General features: G+C 34.1%; 24 protein-coding genes, 2 tRNA genes and 2 pseudogenes. 10 read left to right on the top strand and 18 right to left on the bottom strand.

Annotated elements, in window-relative coordinates; genetic code table 11:
• Nucleotides 1–266: 266 nt before the first annotated feature.
• The 5 genes from RHO11_03235 to RHO11_03255 form a co-directional block, all read right to left on the bottom strand.
• On the bottom strand, nucleotides 267–689 hold the full coding sequence (locus RHO11_03235; GenBank protein WVD62156.1) for a hypothetical protein: 423 nt from the start codon (nucleotides 687–689) through the stop codon (nucleotides 267–269).
• A 107-nt stretch (nucleotides 690–796) separates the two neighbouring features.
• Nucleotides 797–1180, bottom strand: coding sequence for an Rz1 family lipoprotein (locus tag RHO11_03240; GenBank protein ID WVD62157.1), 384 nt, complete (start codon nucleotides 1178–1180; stop codon nucleotides 797–799).
• The gene (locus RHO11_03245) at nucleotides 1150–1680 is read right to left on the bottom strand and encodes a lysozyme (protein WVD62158.1); all 531 of its coding nucleotides are present in this window, start codon (nucleotides 1678–1680) and stop codon (nucleotides 1150–1152) included. Before RHO11_03245 ends, RHO11_03240 begins: the two co-directional genes overlap by 31 nt.
• 294 nt (nucleotides 1681–1974) lie before the next feature.
• Nucleotides 1975–2052: transfer RNA gene (locus RHO11_03250), tRNA-Ile, on the bottom strand.
• A gap of 127 nt (nucleotides 2053–2179) precedes the next feature.
• Entirely contained in the window at nucleotides 2180–2509 is a 330-nt protein-coding gene (locus tag RHO11_03255) for an SMR family transporter (protein ID WVD62159.1), read from the bottom strand.
• A 238-nt stretch (nucleotides 2510–2747) separates the two neighbouring features.
• On the opposite strand from RHO11_03255, the gene RHO11_03260 reads away from it, so the two are divergent.
• Both RHO11_03260 and RHO11_03265 read left to right on the top strand, forming a co-directional pair.
• Complete coding sequence (locus RHO11_03260; GenBank protein ID WVD62160.1) at nucleotides 2748–3041, top strand: transposase; 294 nt, start codon at nucleotides 2748–2750, stop codon at nucleotides 3039–3041.
• Nucleotides 3042–3055: 14 nt separating this feature from the next.
• Entirely contained in the window at nucleotides 3056–3895 is an 840-nt protein-coding gene (locus RHO11_03265; protein ID WVD62844.1) for an IS3 family transposase, read from the top strand.
• On the opposite strand, the gene RHO11_03270 is transcribed toward RHO11_03265, so the two are convergent.
• Nucleotides 3892–4251, bottom strand: coding sequence for a phage integrase SAM-like domain-containing protein (locus RHO11_03270; protein ID WVD62161.1), 360 nt, complete (start codon nucleotides 4249–4251; stop codon nucleotides 3892–3894). The two genes, RHO11_03265 and RHO11_03270, sit on opposite strands and share 4 nt — an antisense overlap.
• Nucleotides 4252–4568: 317 nt before the next feature.
• On the opposite strand from RHO11_03270, the gene RHO11_03275 reads away from it, so the two are divergent.
• A tRNA-Cys gene (locus RHO11_03275) sits at nucleotides 4569–4642 on the top strand.
• Nucleotides 4643–5246: 604 nt separating this feature from the next.
• Here RHO11_03275 and RHO11_03280 read toward each other — a convergent pair.
• Nucleotides 5247–6089 (bottom strand): IS3 family transposase, encoded by an 843-nt coding sequence (locus tag RHO11_03280; protein WVD62162.1) that lies wholly within the window; start codon nucleotides 6087–6089, stop codon nucleotides 5247–5249.
• A complete protein-coding gene (locus RHO11_03285; GenBank protein WVD62163.1) occupies nucleotides 6086–6382 on the bottom strand; it encodes a transposase in 297 nt (98 codons plus the stop codon). Before RHO11_03285 ends, RHO11_03280 begins: the two co-directional genes overlap by 4 nt.
• Nucleotides 6383–6455: 73 nt before the next feature.
• Here RHO11_03285 and RHO11_03290 point away from each other — a divergent pair, with 73 nt between their 5' ends.
• Complete coding sequence (locus RHO11_03290; GenBank protein ID WVD62164.1) at nucleotides 6456–7058, top strand: IS3 family transposase; 603 nt, start codon at nucleotides 6456–6458, stop codon at nucleotides 7056–7058.
• Nucleotides 7059–7120: 62 nt separating this feature from the next.
• Here RHO11_03290 and RHO11_03295 read toward each other — a convergent pair whose 3' ends face one another.
• Nucleotides 7121–7543, bottom strand: a complete 423-nt coding sequence (locus RHO11_03295) for a YgiW/YdeI family stress tolerance OB fold protein (GenBank protein ID WVD62165.1) — start codon at nucleotides 7541–7543, stop codon at nucleotides 7121–7123.
• A gap of 669 nt (nucleotides 7544–8212) precedes the next feature.
• Between RHO11_03295 and istA the strand changes: the two are divergent.
• Nucleotides 8213–9584 (top strand): annotated as a pseudogene (gene istA / locus RHO11_03300) (IS21 family transposase).
• Nucleotides 9571–10269: pseudogene (istB, locus tag RHO11_03305) on the top strand (IS21-like element helper ATPase IstB). The pseudogenes istA and istB overlap by 14 nt, the downstream one beginning before the upstream one ends.
• A 440-nt stretch (nucleotides 10270–10709) precedes the next feature.
• On the opposite strand, the gene RHO11_03310 reads toward istB, so the two are convergent.
• The 5 genes from RHO11_03310 to RHO11_03330 all read right to left on the bottom strand — a co-directional run bounded on the left by RHO11_03310 (nucleotide 10710) and on the right by RHO11_03330 (nucleotide 15979).
• The gene (locus RHO11_03310) at nucleotides 10710–11201 is read right to left on the bottom strand and encodes a hypothetical protein (protein ID WVD62166.1); all 492 of its coding nucleotides are present in this window, start codon (nucleotides 11199–11201) and stop codon (nucleotides 10710–10712) included.
• Between the two features lie 118 nt (nucleotides 11202–11319).
• On the bottom strand, nucleotides 11320–11745 hold the full coding sequence (locus RHO11_03315) for a hypothetical protein (protein WVD62167.1): 426 nt from the start codon (nucleotides 11743–11745) through the stop codon (nucleotides 11320–11322).
• A gap of 478 nt (nucleotides 11746–12223) precedes the next feature.
• On the bottom strand, nucleotides 12224–14692 hold the full coding sequence (locus tag RHO11_03320; protein ID WVD62168.1) for an autotransporter outer membrane beta-barrel domain-containing protein: 2469 nt from the start codon (nucleotides 14690–14692) through the stop codon (nucleotides 12224–12226).
• Nucleotides 14693–14783: 91 nt separating this feature from the next.
• A complete protein-coding gene (locus tag RHO11_03325) occupies nucleotides 14784–15626 on the bottom strand; it encodes a hypothetical protein (GenBank protein WVD62169.1) in 843 nt (280 codons plus the stop codon).
• 113 nt (nucleotides 15627–15739) lie between these two features.
• Complete coding sequence (locus tag RHO11_03330; GenBank protein ID WVD62170.1) at nucleotides 15740–15979, bottom strand: zinc ribbon domain-containing protein; 240 nt, start codon at nucleotides 15977–15979, stop codon at nucleotides 15740–15742.
• Between the two features lie 169 nt (nucleotides 15980–16148).
• On the opposite strand from RHO11_03330, the gene RHO11_03335 reads away from it, so the two are divergent.
• Nucleotides 16149–16484: a zinc ribbon domain-containing protein YjdM gene (locus RHO11_03335; protein WVD62171.1), complete on the top strand. Its 336-nt coding sequence runs from the start codon at nucleotides 16149–16151 to the stop codon at nucleotides 16482–16484.
• A gap of 51 nt (nucleotides 16485–16535) precedes the next feature.
• Here the strand turns inward: RHO11_03335 and RHO11_03340 are convergent, their stop codons facing one another.
• Nucleotides 16536–16805, bottom strand: coding sequence for a DUF1289 domain-containing protein (locus RHO11_03340; GenBank protein WVD62172.1), 270 nt, complete (start codon nucleotides 16803–16805; stop codon nucleotides 16536–16538).
• Between the two features lie 222 nt (nucleotides 16806–17027).
• Here RHO11_03340 and RHO11_03345 point away from each other — a divergent pair, with 222 nt between their 5' ends.
• Nucleotides 17028–17543 (top strand): N-acetyltransferase family protein, encoded by a 516-nt coding sequence (locus tag RHO11_03345; GenBank protein WVD62173.1) that lies wholly within the window; start codon nucleotides 17028–17030, stop codon nucleotides 17541–17543.
• Nucleotides 17544–17583: 40 nt separating this feature from the next.
• On the opposite strand, the gene erpA is transcribed toward RHO11_03345, so the two are convergent.
• The gene (gene erpA / locus RHO11_03350) at nucleotides 17584–17922 is read right to left on the bottom strand and encodes an iron-sulfur cluster insertion protein ErpA (GenBank protein WVD62174.1); all 339 of its coding nucleotides are present in this window, start codon (nucleotides 17920–17922) and stop codon (nucleotides 17584–17586) included.
• Nucleotides 17923–18197: 275 nt separating this feature from the next.
• Between erpA and hemL the strand changes: the two genes are divergently transcribed.
• The gene (hemL, locus tag RHO11_03355) at nucleotides 18198–19481 is read left to right on the top strand and encodes a glutamate-1-semialdehyde 2,1-aminomutase (protein ID WVD62175.1); all 1284 of its coding nucleotides are present in this window, start codon (nucleotides 18198–18200) and stop codon (nucleotides 19479–19481) included.
• A 27-nt stretch (nucleotides 19482–19508) separates the two neighbouring features.
• Nucleotides 19509–19988: a thioredoxin-dependent thiol peroxidase gene (gene bcp, locus RHO11_03360; protein ID WVD62176.1), complete on the top strand. Its 480-nt coding sequence runs from the start codon at nucleotides 19509–19511 to the stop codon at nucleotides 19986–19988.
• 84 nt (nucleotides 19989–20072) lie between these two features.
• Here the strand turns inward: bcp and RHO11_03365 are convergent, their stop codons facing one another.
• Nucleotides 20073–21149 (bottom strand): AI-2E family transporter, encoded by a 1077-nt coding sequence (locus tag RHO11_03365; protein ID WVD62177.1) that lies wholly within the window; start codon nucleotides 21147–21149, stop codon nucleotides 20073–20075.
• A 112-nt stretch (nucleotides 21150–21261) separates the two neighbouring features.
• Nucleotides 21262–21945 (bottom strand): YoaK family protein, encoded by a 684-nt coding sequence (locus RHO11_03370; GenBank protein ID WVD62178.1) that lies wholly within the window; start codon nucleotides 21943–21945, stop codon nucleotides 21262–21264.
• Between the last annotated feature and the right edge of the window lie 485 nt (nucleotides 21946–22430).

A 22430-nucleotide genomic window follows, 5' to 3' on the forward strand; every position in this document is an offset into this window, starting at 1 on the left:
TCGATGCCTACTCTTACCATTTTGATATTTTGACCATGTGTTCTCGGTCTTTATATGTTCGCCACAGTAACCAGATGTATCTGTAGTGGTCTTGGCACATCCAATCTTTTTACACGCTTTGGGTATTCTTGGTGGCATGGTATTTGACCTTATTTCTTCTTCGTTGTTGATAAATACCTATTTGAGCGTGGTTTTTACAATAACCACTCGAGTAATTTGTATGCCCAAAGCAATCTTTGTAGCGGCATTATGATGGTAGATATAACTTACTTACTGGTTATTCGAGTACATATAGCTTCCATTCTAGACTTTTTTGTTTCCGGAGCAAATGTATCTTCAATTAATTTAAACTTATTTTCTGAAATATAGACAAACTCTGTTGTGGTAGTATAAATAACGTCTTCAATTGAAATCGCACGAGAGCTTTTTTCTTTGAAATCACTATCGAGGATATAGACTATAGAATCGTCCGTTTGTTTCATATTTTTGTTGCTTGTCAAAAACAGTGTGAACGACTTAGTTCCTAAATTTATATCAAACCATTTATGGTTAATCGATTCATAATTTGATGTAGTAGACTCACTGTTACAATACCATCCTCCAAAAAGCATACTCCTAGTAACTTCTTTTTTACCACATCCCACTAATACTAGGGTTGTTATAGATATAACCAACAATTTTTTAAACATTATAATTTCCTATTAAATATCATCTTGGAAATTATATATTGATCACTCCATTAAGCAAACATTCTTAATATATTCTTGCAAGCCTAAAATTTGATTATCTTTGGTGATTATGTCGTCTCGGAGTAAATAATAATTTTGTCTAGCTTCTCCAGTGAGTTCGCAGGTGTTTGCATCATCCATGCTGGAGGTGGTGGATTGTTCTGCTTTACTGAGGTTGAGCTGCAACCTACCAATCCCATTAATAACATTATTATAAAGCTTATTGTTTTCAGCCTTTGCATGTGTAAGCTCCTGAGTGAATTTAGTATCAATGTCATTAACTTTTTGTACTGGGTTTGATACTTAGTAAATTCATCTTTAACTTGGGATAATTCAGTTCTAATTGAGCCAAGTTCTAAGTAAGTATTTTTGATATCAAGTAAGATAGTGATTAGTAATGCAAAGATAGCTATAACAGCAATTACTGAAATGAATTTAAATCGAGTAGACATAATTCACGCTCTTTTTCTCGTCTAATTACCAATCCATTTAATACTTTACCAACTGATTTATTGCAACGCGGTAGCTCGTTGCAAGCAGCTTGATAATTCCCGCTATTAAGGTATTTAAACATAGTTGAGCTTTTCATCTTAGTGCAGCCAACGTTAAAGGTAATAGACACCGTTGCATCAAATACAGATTGCGGAAGTTTAGGACCATTAGCATTTTGATTAACACATTGTTCAGCTTCTTTGATATCCATGATCCAAAGTCTAGCTATTTCATCGTTCGAGTATTCTCGTTGCTCAACTTTTGACGTTGATCCAATGCCAACAGTTAAAATATTCGCAGGACAATAATATGGCTCATTTCTGCATGATTCAGCATTACCGATAATTTCTAAGCCTTGCTTACTTGTTCTTATCTCATCTGAATAATCAACAAGTACAATACTAATGATCGCTGAAACACTACAAATCGTCGTTGTGACTATCTTTGTTATATTTCGCATAGTATTGCTCTCTTAAATTTTTTTTGTGCTGAAAGTCCCTACGCTTATAAGCCCAGTTAATACAAAATGTAGCGATAGATAAGATTATCCCAATAACAATAGCGATATCGTTCAAACTGAGCGCTCCAATTAATGTACAAATAACGCCCCAGAAGTAAGATAGTGGCGATGTGAATTTATGCATATTTAATGTCTTCATACATGCATCCTACTGGAAGCGGTTAGTTAATTGGTGGCGGCGTACTAGCTGATGGCGTTTAGCTTGAGTGAGTGTGTCTAGTGTTGCCGCCGATTTGGTTCCCCCCGCAAGATTAGAACTTGTCTATCTTTCCGTTATGAGCGGATTGCTTTTACCGTTTAAGCTAGAGGGAATTATTTGAATTGAGTAAGCCGAATTAAAAAATATCAATATACAGTTGTTAAGGTGATCGACTTACTCAAATTTTGACAATAAAAAAGCCCCAGCGGTTAACTGAGGCAATAAAATATATTAGTGTATTTAATGACTGATTGAATTAGAAAACACATTCATAATAACCACACCAACAACAATAAAAATAATCCCTATGATTGCGGGTATATCTAGTCGCTGCCCGTGCAAAAAATAACTAATAATTGCAACTAAAACAATCCCTATCGCAGACCATAAAGCATAAGCAATACCAACAGGTAAATACTTTAGTGTTAACGATAAGAAGTAAAAAGCAGCAACATACCCAAGTATAGCTAAAACACTTGGCCATAATCTAGAAAACCCCTCTGTACTTTTAAGTGCTGAGGTGCCAATAATTTCGCCAACAATAGCTAGAATCAAAAGAATCCACTTCATATACCCCTCCTCGCTGTGAAGACTATTTTAGGGGAATATTACACAAAAATCAAAAAACATATATAAAATACTATCCTTGACAAATATTTATTTTTCATGGCAATAAAGATGTTTTTTGAAATTAAATCTTACTATTCTTATACAAAACAGAATTGTTTAACCAACAAAAAAGCCCCAGCGGTTAATGATGTGCTCCTAGTTTAATGGAGACTTTTTAGTAACAAAAAAGGAGTCTCAAATGAGTAAAAAATACGATCCCCAATTTAAACAAGAAGCGATCAATTTAGCCCTAAATAGCGAACAAACTTATCGACAAACAGCCAATGATTTAGGTATAAATTACAAAACATTTTGTAATTGGATGTACCAAACGATGAATAAACCAACCCATCAAGCGATAAAATCAAATAAAAAACCAGACTATCACGAACTTGAGCGTCAAAATAAAGCGATGAAAAAAGAGCTTGAGCTACGTAAAAAGGAGATCGATATCCTAAAAAAGGCCGCTCAGTACTTTGCGAGCCTGAAATAGCCAGGTACGAATTTATTAAAAAGCAAAACACGCTATCTAAGCGTCGTTTATTTCATCTATTTGACGTGTCAAGTAGTGGTTACTATGCCTATTTAAAGCGATTACCGTCTCAGAGAACAGTGTTTAATCAGCAGCTTGACAAAAAGATTGAAACACTATTTGAAGATCATCGGCATCTCTATGGTTATCGGCGTTTACATGTCGAACTTTTGGAGGAAGGCTATTGTTTATCACGTGAACGAGTTCGTCGACGAATGCACAAGCTTCACCTTAAAGCAAAACAACGCAAAAAGTATAAACAAACAACGGACAGTAACCACAACAAACCGGTCGCTGAAAATATTTTAGATAGGCACTTCACAATGGATAAACCAGATCAAGCTTGGGTATGCGATATAACCTATATTAAAGTAAACGGACAGTGGTTATACCTTGCTATTGTACTCGACCTCTACTCTCGTAAAATCATAGGCTGGGCGATGAATACACATATGGAAAGCGCACTCGTCTGTCAAGCCTTAACCATGACGCTGCTTCATCTAGGGTACCCGAGTAAAGTGATTGTTCATAGTGCTCGCGGTGGTCAGTATTGCTCTGATGATTATCAAGCTATATTAACAGCTTATGGGTTAAGGTGTAATATGAGTCGTAAAGGAAACTGCTGGGATAATGCGGTGGCTAAAAGTTTTTTCCATACCTTAAAAACAGAATGGGTTTACCGCCATAAACTAGAAAATATGGCTCAAGCAAAATCGATGATTTTGTGGTACATTGAGGTTTACTATAACCGAGTAAGAAAACATTCTTATTTAAATTATTTATCACCTGTTCAATTTGAAGAAAAGATGATTTAATAATTTGAAAATAACTCTCCACTAAAATGTGGGCAGATCATTTTGACCTTCATTTTCTTAAATGGATTAGCAAAATTAATTAAAGAGTGTTCGATAGCGAAATTATATAATGCGGAAAAATGTCTGTGATAGGTATTCCAAGTTTGATTACTACTTAAATTTTCGTGAAGAATATGATGCCTAAACTCTAAAACTTTTTCGACGGAAACTTCATTAAGATAAATGGTACGATTGTAATATTTCTCAAACCGTTTAACTACATTCAAATAACTTCGTTCTGTATCTTTACGAAGTTCTTTATGCTGAAAATATATTGATAATAAATCATGTAAAGATAGATTTTCTATTTTGTACATAACGATAATTGTCCTTATAGGATTATTGATTAAAATGGAGACCAAATAATATAAACAATTATTGTATTTACAATACCAACCTAACATTTTTATGAAAAAATTACCCTAATTACATCCATTCATGTAATATTTTCAGCCGAGAAGACAATAATTTAACATCATCTAATATCATATTTAATAAAATAACATTCATCACTTAAGTAACAAAAAGCGCATCATAGTATAAACAAAGGTGAATATTTACGCAACAAAACCATAATTTAAAAAAAAATCTTGTCATTATGGAAAAATAACGCCATAATTAGCCTCGCTTTATTGGCGCGTTGGCAGAGTGGTTATGCAGCGGATTGCAAATCCGTGGACCTCGGTTCGATTCCGGGACGCGCCTCCATAAATCCCCCCTTAAATATCAATCAAATAAGTAATTCGATCAATATCACTATCAAAAAAAGAACGTACAGCTAACTTTACTTCGTTTGGTTTTTATTAATTCTCATCTTTTGATGATATTGAAATAATCCATTAGCGCTATAATATATTTCTATATTTTATTGAACTTTAACCAAATATCTAACCTTTTATTGAATTGGCCGGCTACCTCAGTGGCATTAATTCACCCATCATCATTGCAACCTACTTGATGTCTATTAAAATCGAATATAATAATATTCATAACGTATTCATTTTTAGAAATAAACCTTGTCACATAGCAGTGTCAGCCCAAAGAAGCTCACCAGCTATACTGACAACCTCAAGGCTCATTCCTAAAAAAGTTATTTGGTTAATGAGTGTCCTGTTATAGACATGGTGATTGGGTTTATAGTGTGTCACTTTTATTAGGCATAAAAAAACCACCCGAAGGTGGTTGATATATAAATTATTTTTTAGTTTTTCCGTTTGGAAATAATTAATCCATCCTTTATTTAAACAATATGATATTAATTTATCTAAAATTTAATTATTTTTGTGATGATATTATGGAATGTCTACACATTTCATACAACTAAATTAAGGGGGAGCTGTTTATTAAATGCAACAGGCGTCATATATCCCAATGACGAATGTAATCGTTTATAATTATACCAATACGCATAAGCAGAGAAACGCTGTTGTAGCTCCCTAGTATTGCTAAACGTTGTATTTTTTACAAACTCAGTTTTAATTGTCTTAAATGTTGCTTCTGACACGGCATTATCGTAAGGACATCCCTTATTGCTTAGTGAACGGGTGATCCCAAACAGGTCAAAACATCCATCAAGCAATTGATTATCAAATTCTTTTCCTCTATCGGAATGAAATAACGCAATTGACGATAAAGGCGCTTTAATTTGGCTTAATGCTGACATAACAAGCTCTGCTGTTTTATGTTGTCCAACACGATAGCCTGCGATTTTTCGTGCTGAAAGATCAAGTAATACGCAAAGGTAATTCCATTTTTTACCGACCTTTATATAAGTCAAATCAGCAACAATCACGGTGGCTTTCATTCCTACTGTAAAATTTCGTTGCAATACATTATTTATAGTAACGGAATTAACGTTTTTGTTATTGTTTTTGTAACATTTTTGGGTGTATTTTGACTTTAGCGATAATGATTTCATCACTTTTGCAACATAACGACGAGAGACGCTTATCCCTTCAGTTAACAGTGCTTGCCGTATTCTTCTTGTTCCGTAAGACTGATAACTACCATTAAAAATCGTTAAGATCTGTTGGGCGTATTTTAATCTTCTTTGATACGCATTTTTTTTGCACTGATAATAAAAATAATGCCTTGATATACCTAAGCATCTACATAACCACTGCAACGAGTAGCGATGTCGGCAAGCTTGGATCACTGCGATTTTCGTCCCATTATCAGTGCGGCTTGCTTTAGGATATCGTTTTCCATACGAAGCTGCTTAAGCTCTTTGCGTAGAGCAATTAATTCCTGCTCCTCTAGGCTACGATTATCTTTTGTTTTGAATGAACCACTTTGCGTGGCTTGAGCAATCCAACGATCTAATGCTGATGGTGTGAGATCATATTCGGCTATTAGCTCACTACGTGACTTACCATGCTGATATAAATTAACCATCTGTTGTTTAAAATCATCATTAAATGTTCGTCTAGGTCGTTTGACTGTATTCATATTTATTTCCTCTTTTAGTGATAAGTTTACCTTACCCCTAAAAAAACTGTATGAATTAGTGTAGCCTATCCAAATGAGGGAGCTTAATCTTAAATCAACAGTAAGACCCAAAAAATATCGCTCTTATCGTGTCGAGATGGGTAAAACGGCACCCAATCGTCTTAAGAGAAAATTTAAAGTGTCAAAACCGAATAAAAAATGGGTAACCGATGTCACTGAATTTAAAGTCAATGAACAGAAAATTTATCTATCGCCCATTATTGATTTATACAACCAAGAGGTGATTGCTTATAGTGTGGCTAAGAATGCACGTTTGACTTTAGTCACCGATATGCTTAAAAAAGGGATATCACGATTAAAAAACAAACAAAACCCCTTGCTACATAGTGACCAGGGCTGGCAATATAGAAATCCTATTTATCAGAAGCAACTTGCTGATAATGGTATAAAGCAAGGTATGTCAAGAAAAGGGAATTGCTTAGATAATGCTGTTGCTGAAAACTTTTTTGGACTATTAAAATCAGAAATGTATCATGGGCAACATTTTAAAGATGCGGATGAATTGATTGAAAAAATAGAAGAATATATAGAATACTACAACACGAAACGGATTAAAGTTAAATTAAAAGGCCTGACTCCGGTAGCATACCGAAACCAAGCCTTACGAGCTACTTAACTAAAGTGTCCAACTTTATGGGGTCACTTCAATTAAGCGGTTTATGTTAATTTTAAAATAATTTATTTAACTGGTGGTGCTGGTGATAAAACTACAACTCTTTTTACATCAATATCAGTTGGTTTATATCTATGATGATCTACTTCACCAGTAATTTGTACTGTATCATTTGGTGTTACTGTTTGGCCCCTCCAGTATTTATGATCAATTTCAACGTTTATTTCGCCTGTGCTGTCTCTAAATAAGTAGTCTTCATCACCTATTTGCTTAACAATATTTCCTTGTAAAGTTACCCAAGCATCTTTATTCATTTGTTTAGCTTGCTCAACAGTCGTGATTGTTTGTTCTCCTGCGTTGAAACCACTCAGTTGATGAGCTGGAGCAGGAGTGCCATCATTAAAACCACCTTGCGGAAGCGGTTTTGCTATCGCAGCACCTGAAATACCTAAAGTTACAATTAAAGCTAATTGAATTAATTTTTTCATATGTTACTCCTTAATTTATTTGTTTTTGTCGTTCTACGTTATTTATAGTATCAAATAAATATTAAGAGAATATTAATTTTTAATGTTTTTTATTTTCACACATAAATTCAGTATTATTCTTAGGTGTAACGGTATACTTTTAACATTGCGTATAAAGCTACTCTCGTTCGATAATTTTCTAACCGCATTCATGATTTACCACCTTTCACATTCTTAAATACTTCAACAAATCTCTTTGCAAAGTGTTTATTTCTTAAAGCGATCATGGTTAACTCGTCGGGTTTATCAGCCCGTTGACATGTTTTATAATTTGATTTATTATTTTTCATGCGAATCGACTCCTTTTATTGATTCCAGTACTTATATATTTGTATAGCCTTTCGCCACTAATTCGTGTTAGTGGCTTTTTTATTACCTGTTTTAAGCCATAAAGGGTCGCAAGATAAAGCAATTGCAAGTTCAAGAATGCTTTTTGTTACCTTAACAGACCCATCTTCAATTTTATTTATTGCTTGTTGTGTTACCCTGTTTTTTCGGCTAACTGAACTTGGGTTGTTAAATATTGTGTAAAAGTGCACCAGTTTTGTATGAGAATATCGTTGAAAAGTATACCAGTGATATTTTTGTGCAAGTTGTTAAACTCTCCGAATCTAGCGGAGCAAAACTAGGATGTTATGCATGGAAACTATTTTAAAAATCAGACGGCTTTATTTCAAAGAAGGTGTCCCTCAGCGTCAAATAGCTAAGAAGCTACAACTAAACCGAAGAAAGAGCAACTTAGCGTCCGGCGATTATATGAGTTGTTGCGTAGCAAAGGGTATCAAGGACAATATAATGCATTAAGCTGCTTTGTCAGAAAGTTTAAAGAGGAATATGTCCCCGTATACATGATGTCTATATCCCTCAGTTATTCCCCGCTGCTGATGCTTATCAATTCGATTGGAGCACCGAAACCGTTAAATTAGCAGGAGAAGTTGTTAAAGTTAGCGTTGCTCATTTTCGGCTATGTCATAGCCGTGCCTTTTTTATTAAAGCTTATCCTAACCAACAAAAGGAAATGCTAGTAGATGCGCATAATGCTGCATTTGAGTTTTTAGGTGGCTGTTGTCGTCGAGGAATTTATGACAATATGAAAACAGCAGTAACATCAATTGGTATAGGTAAAGAGCGTGTGTTTAATGAACATTTTCTAGCCATGATGAATCACTATCTTATTGAGCCAGTTGCCTGTACGCCAGCCTCAGGTTGGGAGAAAGGACAAGTCGAGCGACAGGTAAAAACATTGCGCAAACGACTCTTTGAACCCACACTGTCATTTGATGATTTAGATTCACTCAATCATTACTTAGCTAAGCAATGTCAGGAGTTGATTAATGAATTTAAACATCCTGATAATAAAGCGATGACGGTATTCGAGTCATTCAACCTAGAAAAAACAAACCTCATCCCAATCCAACCTTTTTATTGGTATAAAAGTCAGTGGGTACGGGTTAATCGACTTTCACTCGTTAATTATCAGAATCATCGATATAGTGTTCCTTGCCATCTGGCGAATAAAAAAGTATTGCTACAGGTCTTTTCCAATCATATTAATGTGGTTGAAAAGTAGGAATGCGTAGCCATGCATACTCGAAGTTTTATCAAAAACGAAACATCGTATAATCCTTGGCATTATTTAAACCTCTTAAAGCAAAAACCAGGAGCGTTACGAAATGGCGAACCTTTCTTTGGTTGGAAACTCCCTGAATCAATTAAAACGTTACAAAGCTATTTATTAAAAAAGCCCAAAGGTGACCGAGCTATGGTTGAGTCACTCACACTGATTGCGGAGCACGGTGAAGAGCTGGGTATTACGGCAGCAGAAATAGCGTTAGAAGAAAAAGTACTGACCGTTGAAGCGGTACAGAATATTATTAATCGGCTTCTTGAACCGGTTCCGCCAACACTAAAGATAAAAGAAATCCCTTTAAATACGCCACCACAAAGTAATTTCCAACGGTATAACACATTGCTAATAGAAGTCCATGATGCCACGTCTTGAATGTTTATCCTTAATTGAACGACTTAAACTGAGTACGATGTACAAACACTTTGATGAGGTTGTCACTGAGGGGATTAAGCGTAAACGCTCAACGCTTGATATTTTACATCGATTATTAACGATAGAGCAAACAGAACGAAATATTCGCAGTATGGAATATCGAATTAATCAAGCTAAGTTTCCCCAGCATAAAAGTCTTGCTGATTTTGATTTCAAAAATACGTCCTTAAATAAACCGGCGATAACGTTATTTATGGATAATGATTTTATTGAAAATAAACGTAATATTATATTTGTTGGCGGTCCTGGCACGGGGAAAACCCATTTAGCAACAGCGATAGGGATTAACGCAGCTACGATGGGTAAAAAAGTGCGTTTTTGGAATGTATTAGACTTAGTTAATAAGTTATAGCTTGATAAAGAAACGCATCGATATAAGCTGAGTAATCAACTGATTAAGCATGACTTGATTATACTTGATGAATTAGGTTATTTACCGTTTAGTCAAAAAAGAGGGGCATTGCTATTCCATCTTATAAGTCAGCTTCACGAACACGTTAGTATTATTATGACGACAAATTTAGTTTTTTCAGAATAGGCAACTTTATTTACTGATGAAAAAATGACAACAGCCTTACTCGATAGGCTGGTATACCACTGCGATATTATTGAAAACAGGCAATGAATCTTATCGCTTTAAAAATCGTACCTAAAGTGGTGCACTTTTCAATAATATTTGACAACCTCGGCTATCTATCATCAATAGTTTAGCTAATATCCCAAGCTATAAAGATCATAAATCCGAATTAGCCTTTAATAATTTAAGTATAATCTAAACGATATCTCGATATATTAAGTTAATAAATAAAATCGACAGATGAATAAGCAACAATTAAGACAATTAGAACTAAAGCAACAACGCCCCAAAGAGTCTTTTTCCCAATTTTTGGCATGATATAACACCCTGAACAGTTAATGAATATTTAGGCTGAGTATAGCAAAATTTTCATAAATAGAAATTAACAAAATATGACAATCAAAGCATCTTCATAAAGATAAATGTTAAATATAAAAAACCACCATAAGGTGGTTTATTGATAATAAAAGAGTATTAAACTCGATAAATTAAGACTTTTGGTGTTTTTGCTGCCTACTTTTTGTTATCGAAACAGCCATAAATAACCCAACAATATTAGATATAAATGATATAACTAGAGCGATTATATAATGTGTTTTCATTGGCAAGTCATCTGTATTTAAGATGCCAAGCATTGCAAAATAAGAAACAGCAATAACCAATATACCAAAAATAACTGCCGCAATGATACTAGTTAAAACCCGTTTTTTAGGTGCAACAGCTGCGATGCCATCAACAATTAGCATATATACAATACCAGATAGAATTGCCCCAATATATAGTGATAATAAATGCGAACTCTTTTCAAGCAAGTTTAGAACTGTGCCGAAAAATAAAATTTTCACTACAATATATATAAAGATGATTGCGGGTAATATGCAAATCCATCTTAATGACGCCGGCCAATTTGTCATAAACATAAAGCCACCATCTTGATCATAACTTAGAAACTCTTTTTTCTTTTCGATTTTATTATTCATTGTCATTAGTTACCAAATAGAATAAATAATTTTGCATATATTAAACCTATTTACTTATTTGTACATAATAAGAAAATATAAAAAAACCACAACTAAGCCGTTTAATTATAATAACCAATTATTTATTAATTCGAGTACATAACGCAACAGAATTAGACTTATAACTTTCTGGGCTAAATAGATCCATAACCAGTTTAAATTGATCATTAGATACATAAATAAACTCTTGCGTTGCCGTTAGCATCTCGCCTTCAAAAAACTTTGATTTTGACCCCTTTACTTTGAAATCATCATTCAGGACGAAAACCATAAAATCATCATGGTCTTTCATGCTAGCATCTTTAGTATAAATTAATTTTATCGATTCGTGTCCTGCATCGATAAACTCGCTCCAACCACTAATTTTATCATAGCGTGATATGATAGATTCTGATTCACATTGCCAACTGCCGAGAAGCAAACTAGGTGTCACATCTTTTGAAAAAGAGTTAAAACTAACTAACAATAAAGTAACAGATAAAATTGATAATAATTTATTAAGCATATGACGCCCTTTTTTATATTAAGTTGATTAATTGTATAGTAAATAATGTATTTAATATATTGTTATCACTCGGAAATTAAGTCGTCTTTTACCCTAATAAAATTACGAAATTAATCATCATGTTAACTCATGTATTAATTATGATAGTGAACGTTCCACATACTCAAAGTAAACGTTATCTTGGAAATACTTTATACTTGATTTATCGTTGGCAAAACGGGTAATATGATGATTAAATTAATATTAACTAGCTATATTTAACTAGTTTACTTACAAGCCTTATAGACCGATTTAATCCACAAAACCTCTGGGTAAACCTGTTTATAACTTACCTAACTCATTTATTTAACTAAATTTATTATGCCGTCTAATCAATGTCCAATACCCTGTTTACGGAAAATAGAAATGTAATATACAAAGAAGAGACTTTCAGGTAAACGATAACACTGTTTACCCGAAAGTCGAAAACGACATGAGGTTAAAAATTATAACGGTAGCCGATATTGACTTGACGAATATTGAAAGCATCACCCGTTGCATAATTTAAATCAGCATAAATATTATGGTGCCCAGCTATTTGGGCATTAACCCCCAGTCCCATATCAATCCAGTGACCTTTGAAGCTATAAAACTCTTTTATGCCCTGATTGAACTGATACGAAGTATCACCATCATACTCTTTGACATAACCGAATTTAGCATAAACATCTACCTGATTCTGTTTTTGATCATAAGTCGTGTAACCAAATAAAGTACTAACTCGACCTAAGAATGAGTTAAATTGACTCAGTTCTGTTTTTAGACCGTTGCTAGAATCAATTGAAGAGCTTCCTTGGTAGCCATAAGTAAATTGTCCCTGTGGCTCAATAAACCAACTTCCCGCATCAATAGTTGGTTTACCATTTAGCCAGAAACGTTTCCCCCCTTCAAGGCTAACCGCTAGTCCATTTGAGTGGCCACTGCCATTTACCGCATAACCGCCTGAAGTCGTCGTATTGAATTTATTATCCATATACATATACTTGGCCATAAAGTCTAAATAGAAACCGTTATACTCTTTATAAGTACCATAAATACCAGCATAATAAGAAGTGGTACTACCGTCCCCAACATTGAAGTCAGTCATCCCCTTGGACATACCAGCGACAACCCCAATATAGATATCCCATAATTCTGTCGAATCAATATTTTTATCAGCACCTAATTGGAAACCGCTATAACGCAATTTTTTATCTTTCAAATTATGGTTATCAAATGAATCAATATAACCGCTATAAACTCTTCCCCACGCATCTCCAGTTTGGTTATTCGTATTGCGAAGTTCACCCATACGTTGTAATAACGTTTGGTTCTCAATGTAATTCATTAAATAGTTGATACTAGCGATATTAGCCGAATTATCACCGGTATTAGAGTTTTCGCCTCCACCATTCTCTTTTTTCTTACTGGTTAAGTACCAATCAGAATCTCTTTCACCTAAAGTAGCATCACCCTGACCAAGCTCATAAATATAGCCACCGACATCAGTCGTACCAGTAAATACCGCATCACCACCTTCGGTCTGCACTAACTGTACACGTTCACTACCATCTACGGTTGTGCTGCCTGTATGACTATCGTTAATCGCGATAGTATGGTGACCTGAGGCCATATTGGACTCCGTGACTTTCAGTAAATCATGATAATTATTTATTCCATCAATAGTGGTACGCATATTAAATATACCATTGCCTAATAACTCATCAACAGTTAACGTAATATCATTACTACCATCTAAAAGATCGATTTGTTTACCAATAGAAACGGTTGCCCCATCTAAATCTAAATAAGAGAGTGACGATGACTTGGACATGTTCCATTGACTATTAGCTCCAGCAATTCGGAGATCAAGATTACTTACATCATCAACCGTTGTATTACCGTTAAAAATAGAGCCGTCATTCATTGTTAGCGTAATGGTTCCGGCATTATCGGCTTTCATATCGCCCGTGATCGTGTAAATATTTTGATTAATAGAACCATTAAGATCACCTGCTGAAGCAATCAGTGAATCAGCACCCGAACTGTATATAGCATAACTTTGTTGGCTAGTACCATCATAATCAGTATTAACAGTGATTTTGGTATCTCCGAATAAGAGGATCTTCCCCCCACTCAGACTGGTTTTAGGGCAACTGCCAAATATACACGAAAAAGAATAATTTGGTGTTATATCACCATTTGCAGCATATAAACCATGAGCACCTTTTCCTGTTGTTGTAATATTGGTACTATTTAAACTAATCGAACCGGTTTTATTAGCATAAACAGCATGAGCGCTCGTACCGGATGTCGTTAATGAGCTACCATCACCAATAGAGATATATGCGCTATTCGCAGCAGGCATATTTACAGTTTCATAATCACGATTTCCCGCATAAACCGCATAACCTTCGGCATCGGTAATATTTGAACCATTTCCAGTTGTCGTGACTTTCAAATTATTGCCAATAATGATTGAATTATTACCACCACCAATAGATAAATTAGCTCTAACACCAACACCTTTCGCGATACTAATCTCTGCATCATTACCTACTTTTAATAACGAACTGCCAGTGATAGCAACATTGATACCATCAGCTGAACTACCAGTTGCGATTATTTTTAGATTATCGCCAATAGTTAAATTTGACGATGATCTCAGCATAAGCGCATCTGCCTTACTGCCTGAGGTCGTAATACTCACCTCTTTTAGTGTGCCCGTCACATTATATAATCCATAGCCGGCAAGAGGCGCTATCCCCCCCGTCTCAGTGGTATTAATCGTGATGCTATCATAATCATCAAAGCCACTACCATATATCGTGCTACTACCAGTATATTCTGCCGCCAAAACACTATTATTACAAAATAACAGTGGGCCTAATAACATAATTAACTGCTTCTTTTTTAAATTCTCTTTCATTTTATTCCCTTTTGTAATTTCTTATTATTTTTACGCTTGTCCTATTTTATTTTCGAAATACCTCATTAATAAATTGTCAGCAATAGAAAAATCAATCTAGTAGTCCAAAATCAACAATATTCCCTTTTTTATCAATAAGATAATAATTAGGTGGTAAATCGATAATAAAATCATCTTCAAATTGTTTAATGCCCTTCTTCTCATCAAGTAGATATTTCTCAGTTAGATTATTAATACCTGCAACTTCCTTATCAGATAAAGTCCATACAATATCACCAGTATATGCATCAAGCATTTCTAATTGGTAATCGCCATTCACGTTATTTTTAATGATAACACTATCGATATCACTATAAAGCACAGCAGCATCTGATGATAAAGGGGTGTCATTGAGTTGATTAAAATTAGCAATAATTTTTTGGCTCGATGTATCATAGGCAACCAATTGCCCCTCTTGTCGTTTAATCGAAACAACATTTTGATCATTACGATCGTTATTGTCAGTTAAAAAGTCAGCACGAAATAAATAGCTACTATTATCAGTAGGATCCCGATACACTACAAATGCCGTTCTAGCATAAGTTTGGGCATTAAATGGCATTGTGTTTAAGGATTCTGTCGCATAATCATCATTACTTTGCGTAATATCGATGATCTCATTTTCAACTGGTTGATGTCGATTGTTTTGATTAAATAGGCTAATACCCGCATAGATAATCAAAAATATCAATGTACCAATAATAATAAACCCAACTAGTCGATTATTTTTCTGGTGTGATGGTGCTGCGTTAATAAATGAACCGTTATTATCATTAATATTATAATAATAGCTATTACCACATTGTTTACATTTGAAAAAATATTCTGCAATAGGTGCACGTGAGGTACTATTACAACGAGGACATTTTATTATATTTATTATTTTAGTGACCATTATTTAACTACCCTATAAAACTACGATATATCACTCTGATATTATCGAATATTATAATGGTTAGAAAAAGAAATGATATAAACTTTATACAAATAACGAACTAAAATTGCTTACTACCATCTCTTCCATGCAGGCAATTTCTTTAAAATAATTCGAGCGGTCTCTTTCGCTACCTGATAATCCATAGAGTGCTCTTCTACATAGCGCAATGTTAACTCTTCCAATTTTTCATCGAAGCTTTTCATTGAACCATCTGATTTGGCACAAAGTTTACAATAATTTTTAGAAATATCATACCTAGGATAATCGGCTATCTGCGTCATAGGCATACCACAAGCAATACACATTTTCATAATTTACTGTATCAAAAAGAGTTACATGGTTTAATGCTACTCCTGACTATCACAATTTTCAATATTGTTAACATCATTCTCTAGCTTAAGAGAGTCGATTTACATGACTTCATAACGATTTTTTGGTATAGTTTAGCAAAATTATTAATACTTAAGGTCAAAAAAATCTATGGAATCAATGCCTAACTGCCCTATTTGTCAGTCCGAACATACTTATCAAGATGGTGCCCTATATATCTGTCCAGAATGCGCTCATGAATGGGACCCAACTGCCCTAACCACACATGACGATACCTTAATTGTCAAAGATAGTAACGGAAATTTACTTGCTGATGGTGACGATATTATTTTAATTAAAGATTTAAAATTGAAAGGTTCTTCGAGTGTATTGAAAAAAGGTGAAAAAGCAAAAGGAATTCGTTTGGTTGAAGGCGATCATGAAATCGATTGTAAAATGGATGGAATGAAAGTAATGCTTAAAGCCTGCTTTGTTAAAAAAGCTTAATTAACAAACACCAAATTATACAGATAAAGTTTAATGCTGACTTACTCAGCATTAAAGTAAGTCTAATTGTCCATTACTGCTATGCTGCATTGATAATTCAAGTTGTTTTTGTTGCTGATATAAGTAATAACGTTTCCTTAACGCCCTTTGTCGACAAAGTCGAAGTACTTCTTGTTTTTGGTTATCAGAAAACTTTAACCAATTAAAACGTTCATCCCGCGAACGAAAGCATGTTAAACAGTAACCTTGTTTATCCGTCTCACATACTCTTTTACACGGACTCGTAATAGCAAAAATTTCTATTTGACTTGGCATCATCATAACAACACGAAAAGAGATTATGGGTGATAGTATAAGGGTAAATAATCCATTTTATGATATTTTTTTAATCAAATTGCAGTTTTTTTACTCTTTTAATTGACTAAGATTTACCATAACAGTGAGTGCATCTCAGCAAAATATTTTTATAAACGATCTATTCCCAACTGATATAATTCATCACATAATAGACATCATGATTTTATTCATTAAAGATTTGTTACCATGAGTAATTTAACAACCGATATTACCTTTAAACACGCTACAATATGTGATTTAGCTTTTATTGTTGATGTTTATAACCAGACGATTCCAAGTAGAATGGTTACCGCAGATACAGAACCTGTCACTATCGAAAGTCGAAAATCTTGGTTTGACGCTCATAATGCTCAAGCTCGACCATTATGGCTCATTAGTTACCAAGATAAACCATGTGGATGGGTTAGTTTATCTACTTTTTATGGTAGACCTGCTTATGCCAAGACAGTAGAAATAAGTTTGTATATTCATACTCATTTTAGGGGAAAAAAAATCGGTCAATCTGCGGTTCAATATGTTGAACGCTTTGCATTAGAACATAATATTGAAAATATCTTATGTTATATATTTGCTCATAATCTACCAAGTTTAAGCTTATTTAATAAAATGGGTTATCAACAATGGGGATATTTACCAAACGTTGCTATACTAGACAATAACCATCGAGATCTGGTTATTTTAGGTAAGTCGATAGTCGGATAGTGAACTCCTGTAACTCGTTACAGGAGTTGTGATAGGTTAATTAAACGCTAAATGATGAACCACAGCCACAAGTTGTTGTGGCATTTGGATTGTCAACCACAAAACGTGATCCTTGTAATCCCTCGGTATAATCGATTGTGCCACCAACTAAATACTGTAAACTCATTGGATCAACGATTAACGCGACACCGTTTTTTTCAATGACAAGATCATCTTCATTACTTTTCTCATCAAACGTAAAACCATACTGAAACCCACTACATCCACCGCCTGTAATATAGACGCGTAGTTTAAGATTTGGATTTTGTTCTTCTTCAACCAATGATTTTACTTTTTTTGCAGCTGCATCAGTAAACACTAATGGTAATGCATCACTCATATTTCTCTCCTGCTACTCTTCATTTTATTCAGCTAAAACAAAGTAATATTAACGATATCCTCGCCACTCATCATAAATATTAAGTAACTTAATGCTACGCAAACAATAGAATGAATAAACGCAATTGCGGTATTATATAACATTATAGATAAGGACTAAATATACAATTACAAATAATACTAATTAGTAAAATTAGTTAATTCCTTATCAAGGAACTTGAATTCTCATTAATTTTATGAATAAATACACACTTTATGTTGCTATGAGAATCGGTAATGAACAAATCTCAGTCTCTTTATAAACAAGCTAATCTTGTGATGCCAGGTGGTGTAAACTCGCCAGTTAGGGCATTCAATGGCGTAGGTGGTACACCGCTATTTATTGAAAAAGCCGATGGTGCATATATTTATGATGCCGATGGTAAAGCATATATTGATTATGTCGGTTCATGGGGCCCTATGATCTTAGGTCATAACAATCCTGATATTGCTGATGCTGTATGTAAAGCTATCCGTAATGGATTAAGTTATGGAGCACCAACAGAAATTGAAGTGAAATTGGCTAATTTAGTAACAAGCATCATGCCTTCTATTGAAATGTTACGCATGGTGAACTCTGGCACTGAAGCTACCATGAGTGCAATTCGTCTTGCTCGAGGGTTTACCGGCCGCGATAAAATTATTAAATTTGAAGGCTGCTATCATGGTCATGCCGATTACTTATTAGTGAAAGCGGGTTCTGGGGCATTAACTTTTGGCCATCCAACTTCACCTGGCGTACCAGAAGATTTTGTCAAACATACTTTAGTGTGTGACTACAACAATCTAGAGTCAGTGCAACGCTGTTTTGAACAATATCCTAATGATATTGCCGCTATTATCGTTGAGCCTGTCGCTGGCAATATGAACTGTGTTCCTGCTAAGCCTGAATTTTTACACGGTTTACGAAGTCTGTGTGATCAGTATGGTGCATTATTAATTATAGATGAAGTTATGACTGGCTTTAGAGTTGCTTTAGGTGGCGCTCAAGAGTATTACGATATTACACCTGATTTAACTTGCTTAGGAAAAGTTATCGGTGGAGGAATGCCCGTAGGTGCATTCGGTGGACGAGCTGATATTATGCAACAACTTGCACCAGTCGGCCCTATTTACCAAGCAGGAACATTATCAGGTAATCCAATTGCGATGACAGCTGGTTATACTGCCCTAAATTTACTCACTCAAGTCGGTGTTTATTCACAATTAGATAGTTTAACAACTCAACTTGCTGATGGACTAACCTACGTAGCTAAAAAGAATAATGTCCCCCTAATTATCAATCATGTCGGTGCAATGTTTGGCTTATTCTTTACAACTGCGGAAGAAGTCACCACTTATTCTGATGTCATGCAAAGTAATGTTGAATTATTCAAAAAATTCTATCATCATATGCTGCAAGAAGGGATTTACTTTGCTCCATCGGCTTTTGAGGCAGGGTTTATGTCCTTAGCTCATAGTAATGAAGATATTAATCGTACTATTGATGCTACAGACCGTTTTTTTAACACATTTAGATAACATAATTATTGTATAGGTAAGAATAATATGATTAACCCACTTAATGCAGGTGATGAAGCGCCACCATTTTCACTTCCTGATCAAGATGGAGAAGAGATTAGCTCTAAAGATTATAAAGGTCAGCGCATTTTGATCTACTTTTATCCAAAAGCAATGACACCGGGTTGCACTGTACAAGCTTGTAACTTACGTGATAATTTTGATGAATTAAAAAAATATGATGTCGCTATTATAGGGATTAGTACCGATAAACCAGAAAAACTATCTCGTTTTGCTGAAAAGGAACTATTAAATTTCACCTTATTATCTGATGAAGATCATCAAATTGCGCAAAAATTTGGTGTTTGGGGAGAGAAGGAGTTCATGGGTAAAACTTATGATGGTATCCACCGAATTAGTTTTTTAATCGGTAAAGATGGTAAAGTTGAACGCGTTTTTGATGATTTTAAAACCAGTAACCATCATGAAATTGTCCTAAATTACTTAAAGAGCCACACTAATAAGTAAGCATTATCATCGTCATAAAAAAAGCGCAAATTTTGCGCTTTTTATTTATATTCAGTACGATACAGCACTTAATCTTATCAAGAATCAGCCATTTTCAACTTGTTGCTTAGTGTTTTCATTCTTAGGCCAGGCGTTAATAATTGCTTTCACTAATGTCGCTAGTGGAATCGCAAAGAAGATCCCCCAAAAACCCCATAAACCACCAAAAACTAATGTTGCTACAATAATAACTAATGGATGAAGATTTAATTTTTCTGAATAAAGTAGTGGCACAATCACATTACCATCAAGCATTTGAATCACAATATAGGCAAATATTAAAATACCAAAATCAGTACTAATTCCCCATTGGAAAAGCGCCACAATAATCACTGGAATTGTTGAGATAATGATACCGACATAAGGAATCAATACACAAATACCCACAATAAAAGCTAATAACAGTGAATAATCAAGTCCCAGAAACCAAAACACAATATAGCTAACGGTAAATAAAATAATAATATGTAATACGCTACCAACAATATAATTAGCAATCTGCTGATCCATTTCAGCCGCAACTTTATTCAATACTCGACGATTACGTGGTAATAATTTAGAACAGTATCCCCAAATAGCATCTTTATCTTTTAATAAAAAAAACATCATAATCGGGATCATGACAGCATTAAAAATAACAGAAACTAAACTAAATATCGATACTATAGAGAACTGTAATAATGAGTTACCGGTTTGTGCCACTTTATCTTTAACACTCTGAATAACCGCATCAAATAAACCGACATCAATTAGCTCAGGATAATGCTCAGGTAAAGTCGTTAAAAAATTATTAAAAAAGGTTAACATATTTGGAATATTACGAACTAAGCTGACACCTTGCTGCCAGATTAACGGTACCAAAATAACCATCCCGAGTAAAACTAATGAAATAAACAGTAACAGTACAATAGATACCGATAAGGTCCTTGGTAAACCTTTTTTATGCAGAAAATCGACTGGAGTATTTAATAAATAAGACAACACGATAGCGATAATAATAGGAAGTAATATTTTATTAAAAAAGTAGATCGACAAAAAGAGGACAACAATCGTAATAACTAATGATGCTGCATTCGGATCACTAAATCGTCTACGATACCAATCCATTAATAATTTAAACATCGAATTTCCCACACCGATAAGCAATAAAATTATTGCATAAACATGAATTCATTTTAATAAATTAAGACTATATTAAATGAATAATAAATTTTAGTCTCTCTTTTTAATCGTACTATTTCCCATGAAGTTTAGTCGATAATAGTTGATAACTAATTAATATCAACAAAACAGCAAATAATAAACAACAAATCAAAATAGATAAGCGCCCCAACCCATGTACAGAGATCGCGCCAATCACAGCTCCAACACAAAAAAAGAAGATCACAACTAAATAGCGTAAGCTCTGCACCAAGGCATTACTATTTCTAGTTGTTATTGCCGCAAACAGTAAGGTCATTGCGGAACGTAGATTACCAGTACACATTGTACTGGCATAAGGCGATCCGCAGATGTTACGAAAGCTTCCCATTTGAATTGAGCACATAAATGAAATAGAGGAAGTAATAATCACGGAGGGCATTGAACTGGGTAAAAATGCGATAATAAATAGCATCACAATTTGAATAATTAATACTAAAATAAAAAAATAGGCAGAAACATGTTTCAATAAATATTCAGTCATTAAAATTCCTAATGAAAAGGCAATAATAGGAATTAGATAATTTAAGAAATGAATATAATCTCCATTCATCAATGAAATACCTAACAATACCATGTTACCGGTTTGAGCATTTGCAAAGACCCCGTCATAACACAAGAAAGAGTACGAGTCCAAAAAACCACCTACAATCGCAAGTAATATCCCGATCTCTAATTTTTCATGTAATGGAGAATTTTTATCAGTTAACTGAATCATAATACCGACTAAAAAAGCAAATAAAACCAGTATTATACGCTATTTATTTATAGACTCAATTGAACTTATCGCCCTTTTATACTCGAAGAACAATACGGCATATGTCTAAAGTATTAACCTCTTAAATCTATCTCAATAGGCTACTATACTCATAACTAATGGATATTATCAATAAAGATATTCGTAAGTTTTAACTTAATTTAAAGCTAAATAGGCAGGTCTATAGCAATAAAACTAAAATCTAATTTTGGTTATTGTTAAAAAATAATAAGCCAACCATTATCTGATGGCTATCAAACAAATTTTCAGTTTCAATCCTTGATAATCTTCGATAAGTTTAAAATCGATTCTCTTATCTAATTTGTTCTTATCTAACTATAGTAGACAATCTTTATCTCACCTCCTTATTTAACCCTATTTTTATTAAGACTAATCCCAATATAATAGATTAAAAAATAATACACAAAAGATAATCGATAATATGT

This window comes from Orbaceae bacterium BiB, assembly GCA_036251205.1.
GTDB classification, from domain to species: domain Bacteria; phylum Pseudomonadota; class Gammaproteobacteria; order Enterobacterales; family Orbaceae; genus Orbus; species Orbus mooreae.

Bases quoted from the DNA above. Each gene is read 5' to 3' on its own strand.
- RHO11_03325 (WVD62169.1), bottom strand. From the start codon at position 15,626: ATGGTCACTAAAATAATAAATATAATAAAATGTCCTCGTTGTAATAGT.
- RHO11_03270 (WVD62161.1), bottom strand. From the start codon at position 4,251: ATGTACAAAATAGAAAATCTATCTTTACATGATTTATTATCAATATAT.
- RHO11_03245 (WVD62158.1), bottom strand. From the start codon at position 1,680: ATGCGAAATATAACAAAGATAGTCACAACGACGATTTGTAGTGTTTCA.
- RHO11_03290 (WVD62164.1), top strand. From the start codon at position 6,456: ATGAGGGAGCTTAATCTTAAATCAACAGTAAGACCCAAAAAATATCGC.
- hemL (WVD62175.1), top strand. From the start codon at position 18,198: ATGAACAAATCTCAGTCTCTTTATAAACAAGCTAATCTTGTGATGCCA.
- RHO11_03295 (WVD62165.1), bottom strand. From the start codon at position 7,543: ATGAAAAAATTAATTCAATTAGCTTTAATTGTAACTTTAGGTATTTCA.
- RHO11_03340 (WVD62172.1), bottom strand. From the start codon at position 16,805: ATGATGATGCCAAGTCAAATAGAAATTTTTGCTATTACGAGTCCGTGT.
- RHO11_03370 (WVD62178.1), bottom strand. From the start codon at position 21,945: ATGATTCAGTTAACTGATAAAAATTCTCCATTACATGAAAAATTAGAG.
- RHO11_03335 (WVD62171.1), top strand. From the start codon at position 16,149: ATGGAATCAATGCCTAACTGCCCTATTTGTCAGTCCGAACATACTTAT.
- RHO11_03320 (WVD62168.1), bottom strand. From the start codon at position 14,692: ATGAAAGAGAATTTAAAAAAGAAGCAGTTAATTATGTTATTAGGCCCA.
- RHO11_03365 (WVD62177.1), bottom strand. From the start codon at position 21,149: ATGTTTAAATTATTAATGGATTGGTATCGTAGACGATTTAGTGATCCG.
- RHO11_03330 (WVD62170.1), bottom strand. From the start codon at position 15,979: ATGAAAATGTGTATTGCTTGTGGTATGCCTATGACGCAGATAGCCGAT.
- bcp (WVD62176.1), top strand. From the start codon at position 19,509: ATGATTAACCCACTTAATGCAGGTGATGAAGCGCCACCATTTTCACTT.
- RHO11_03260 (WVD62160.1), top strand. From the start codon at position 2,748: ATGAGTAAAAAATACGATCCCCAATTTAAACAAGAAGCGATCAATTTA.
- RHO11_03315 (WVD62167.1), bottom strand. From the start codon at position 11,745: ATGCTTAATAAATTATTATCAATTTTATCTGTTACTTTATTGTTAGTT.
- RHO11_03255 (WVD62159.1), bottom strand. From the start codon at position 2,509: ATGAAGTGGATTCTTTTGATTCTAGCTATTGTTGGCGAAATTATTGGC.
- RHO11_03345 (WVD62173.1), top strand. From the start codon at position 17,028: ATGAGTAATTTAACAACCGATATTACCTTTAAACACGCTACAATATGT.
- erpA (WVD62174.1), bottom strand. From the start codon at position 17,922: ATGAGTGATGCATTACCATTAGTGTTTACTGATGCAGCTGCAAAAAAA.
- RHO11_03240 (WVD62157.1), bottom strand. From the start codon at position 1,180: ATGTCTACTCGATTTAAATTCATTTCAGTAATTGCTGTTATAGCTATC.
- RHO11_03310 (WVD62166.1), bottom strand. From the start codon at position 11,201: ATGAATAATAAAATCGAAAAGAAAAAAGAGTTTCTAAGTTATGATCAA.
- RHO11_03285 (WVD62163.1), bottom strand. From the start codon at position 6,382: ATGAATACAGTCAAACGACCTAGACGAACATTTAATGATGATTTTAAA.
- RHO11_03235 (WVD62156.1), bottom strand. From the start codon at position 689: ATGTTTAAAAAATTGTTGGTTATATCTATAACAACCCTAGTATTAGTG.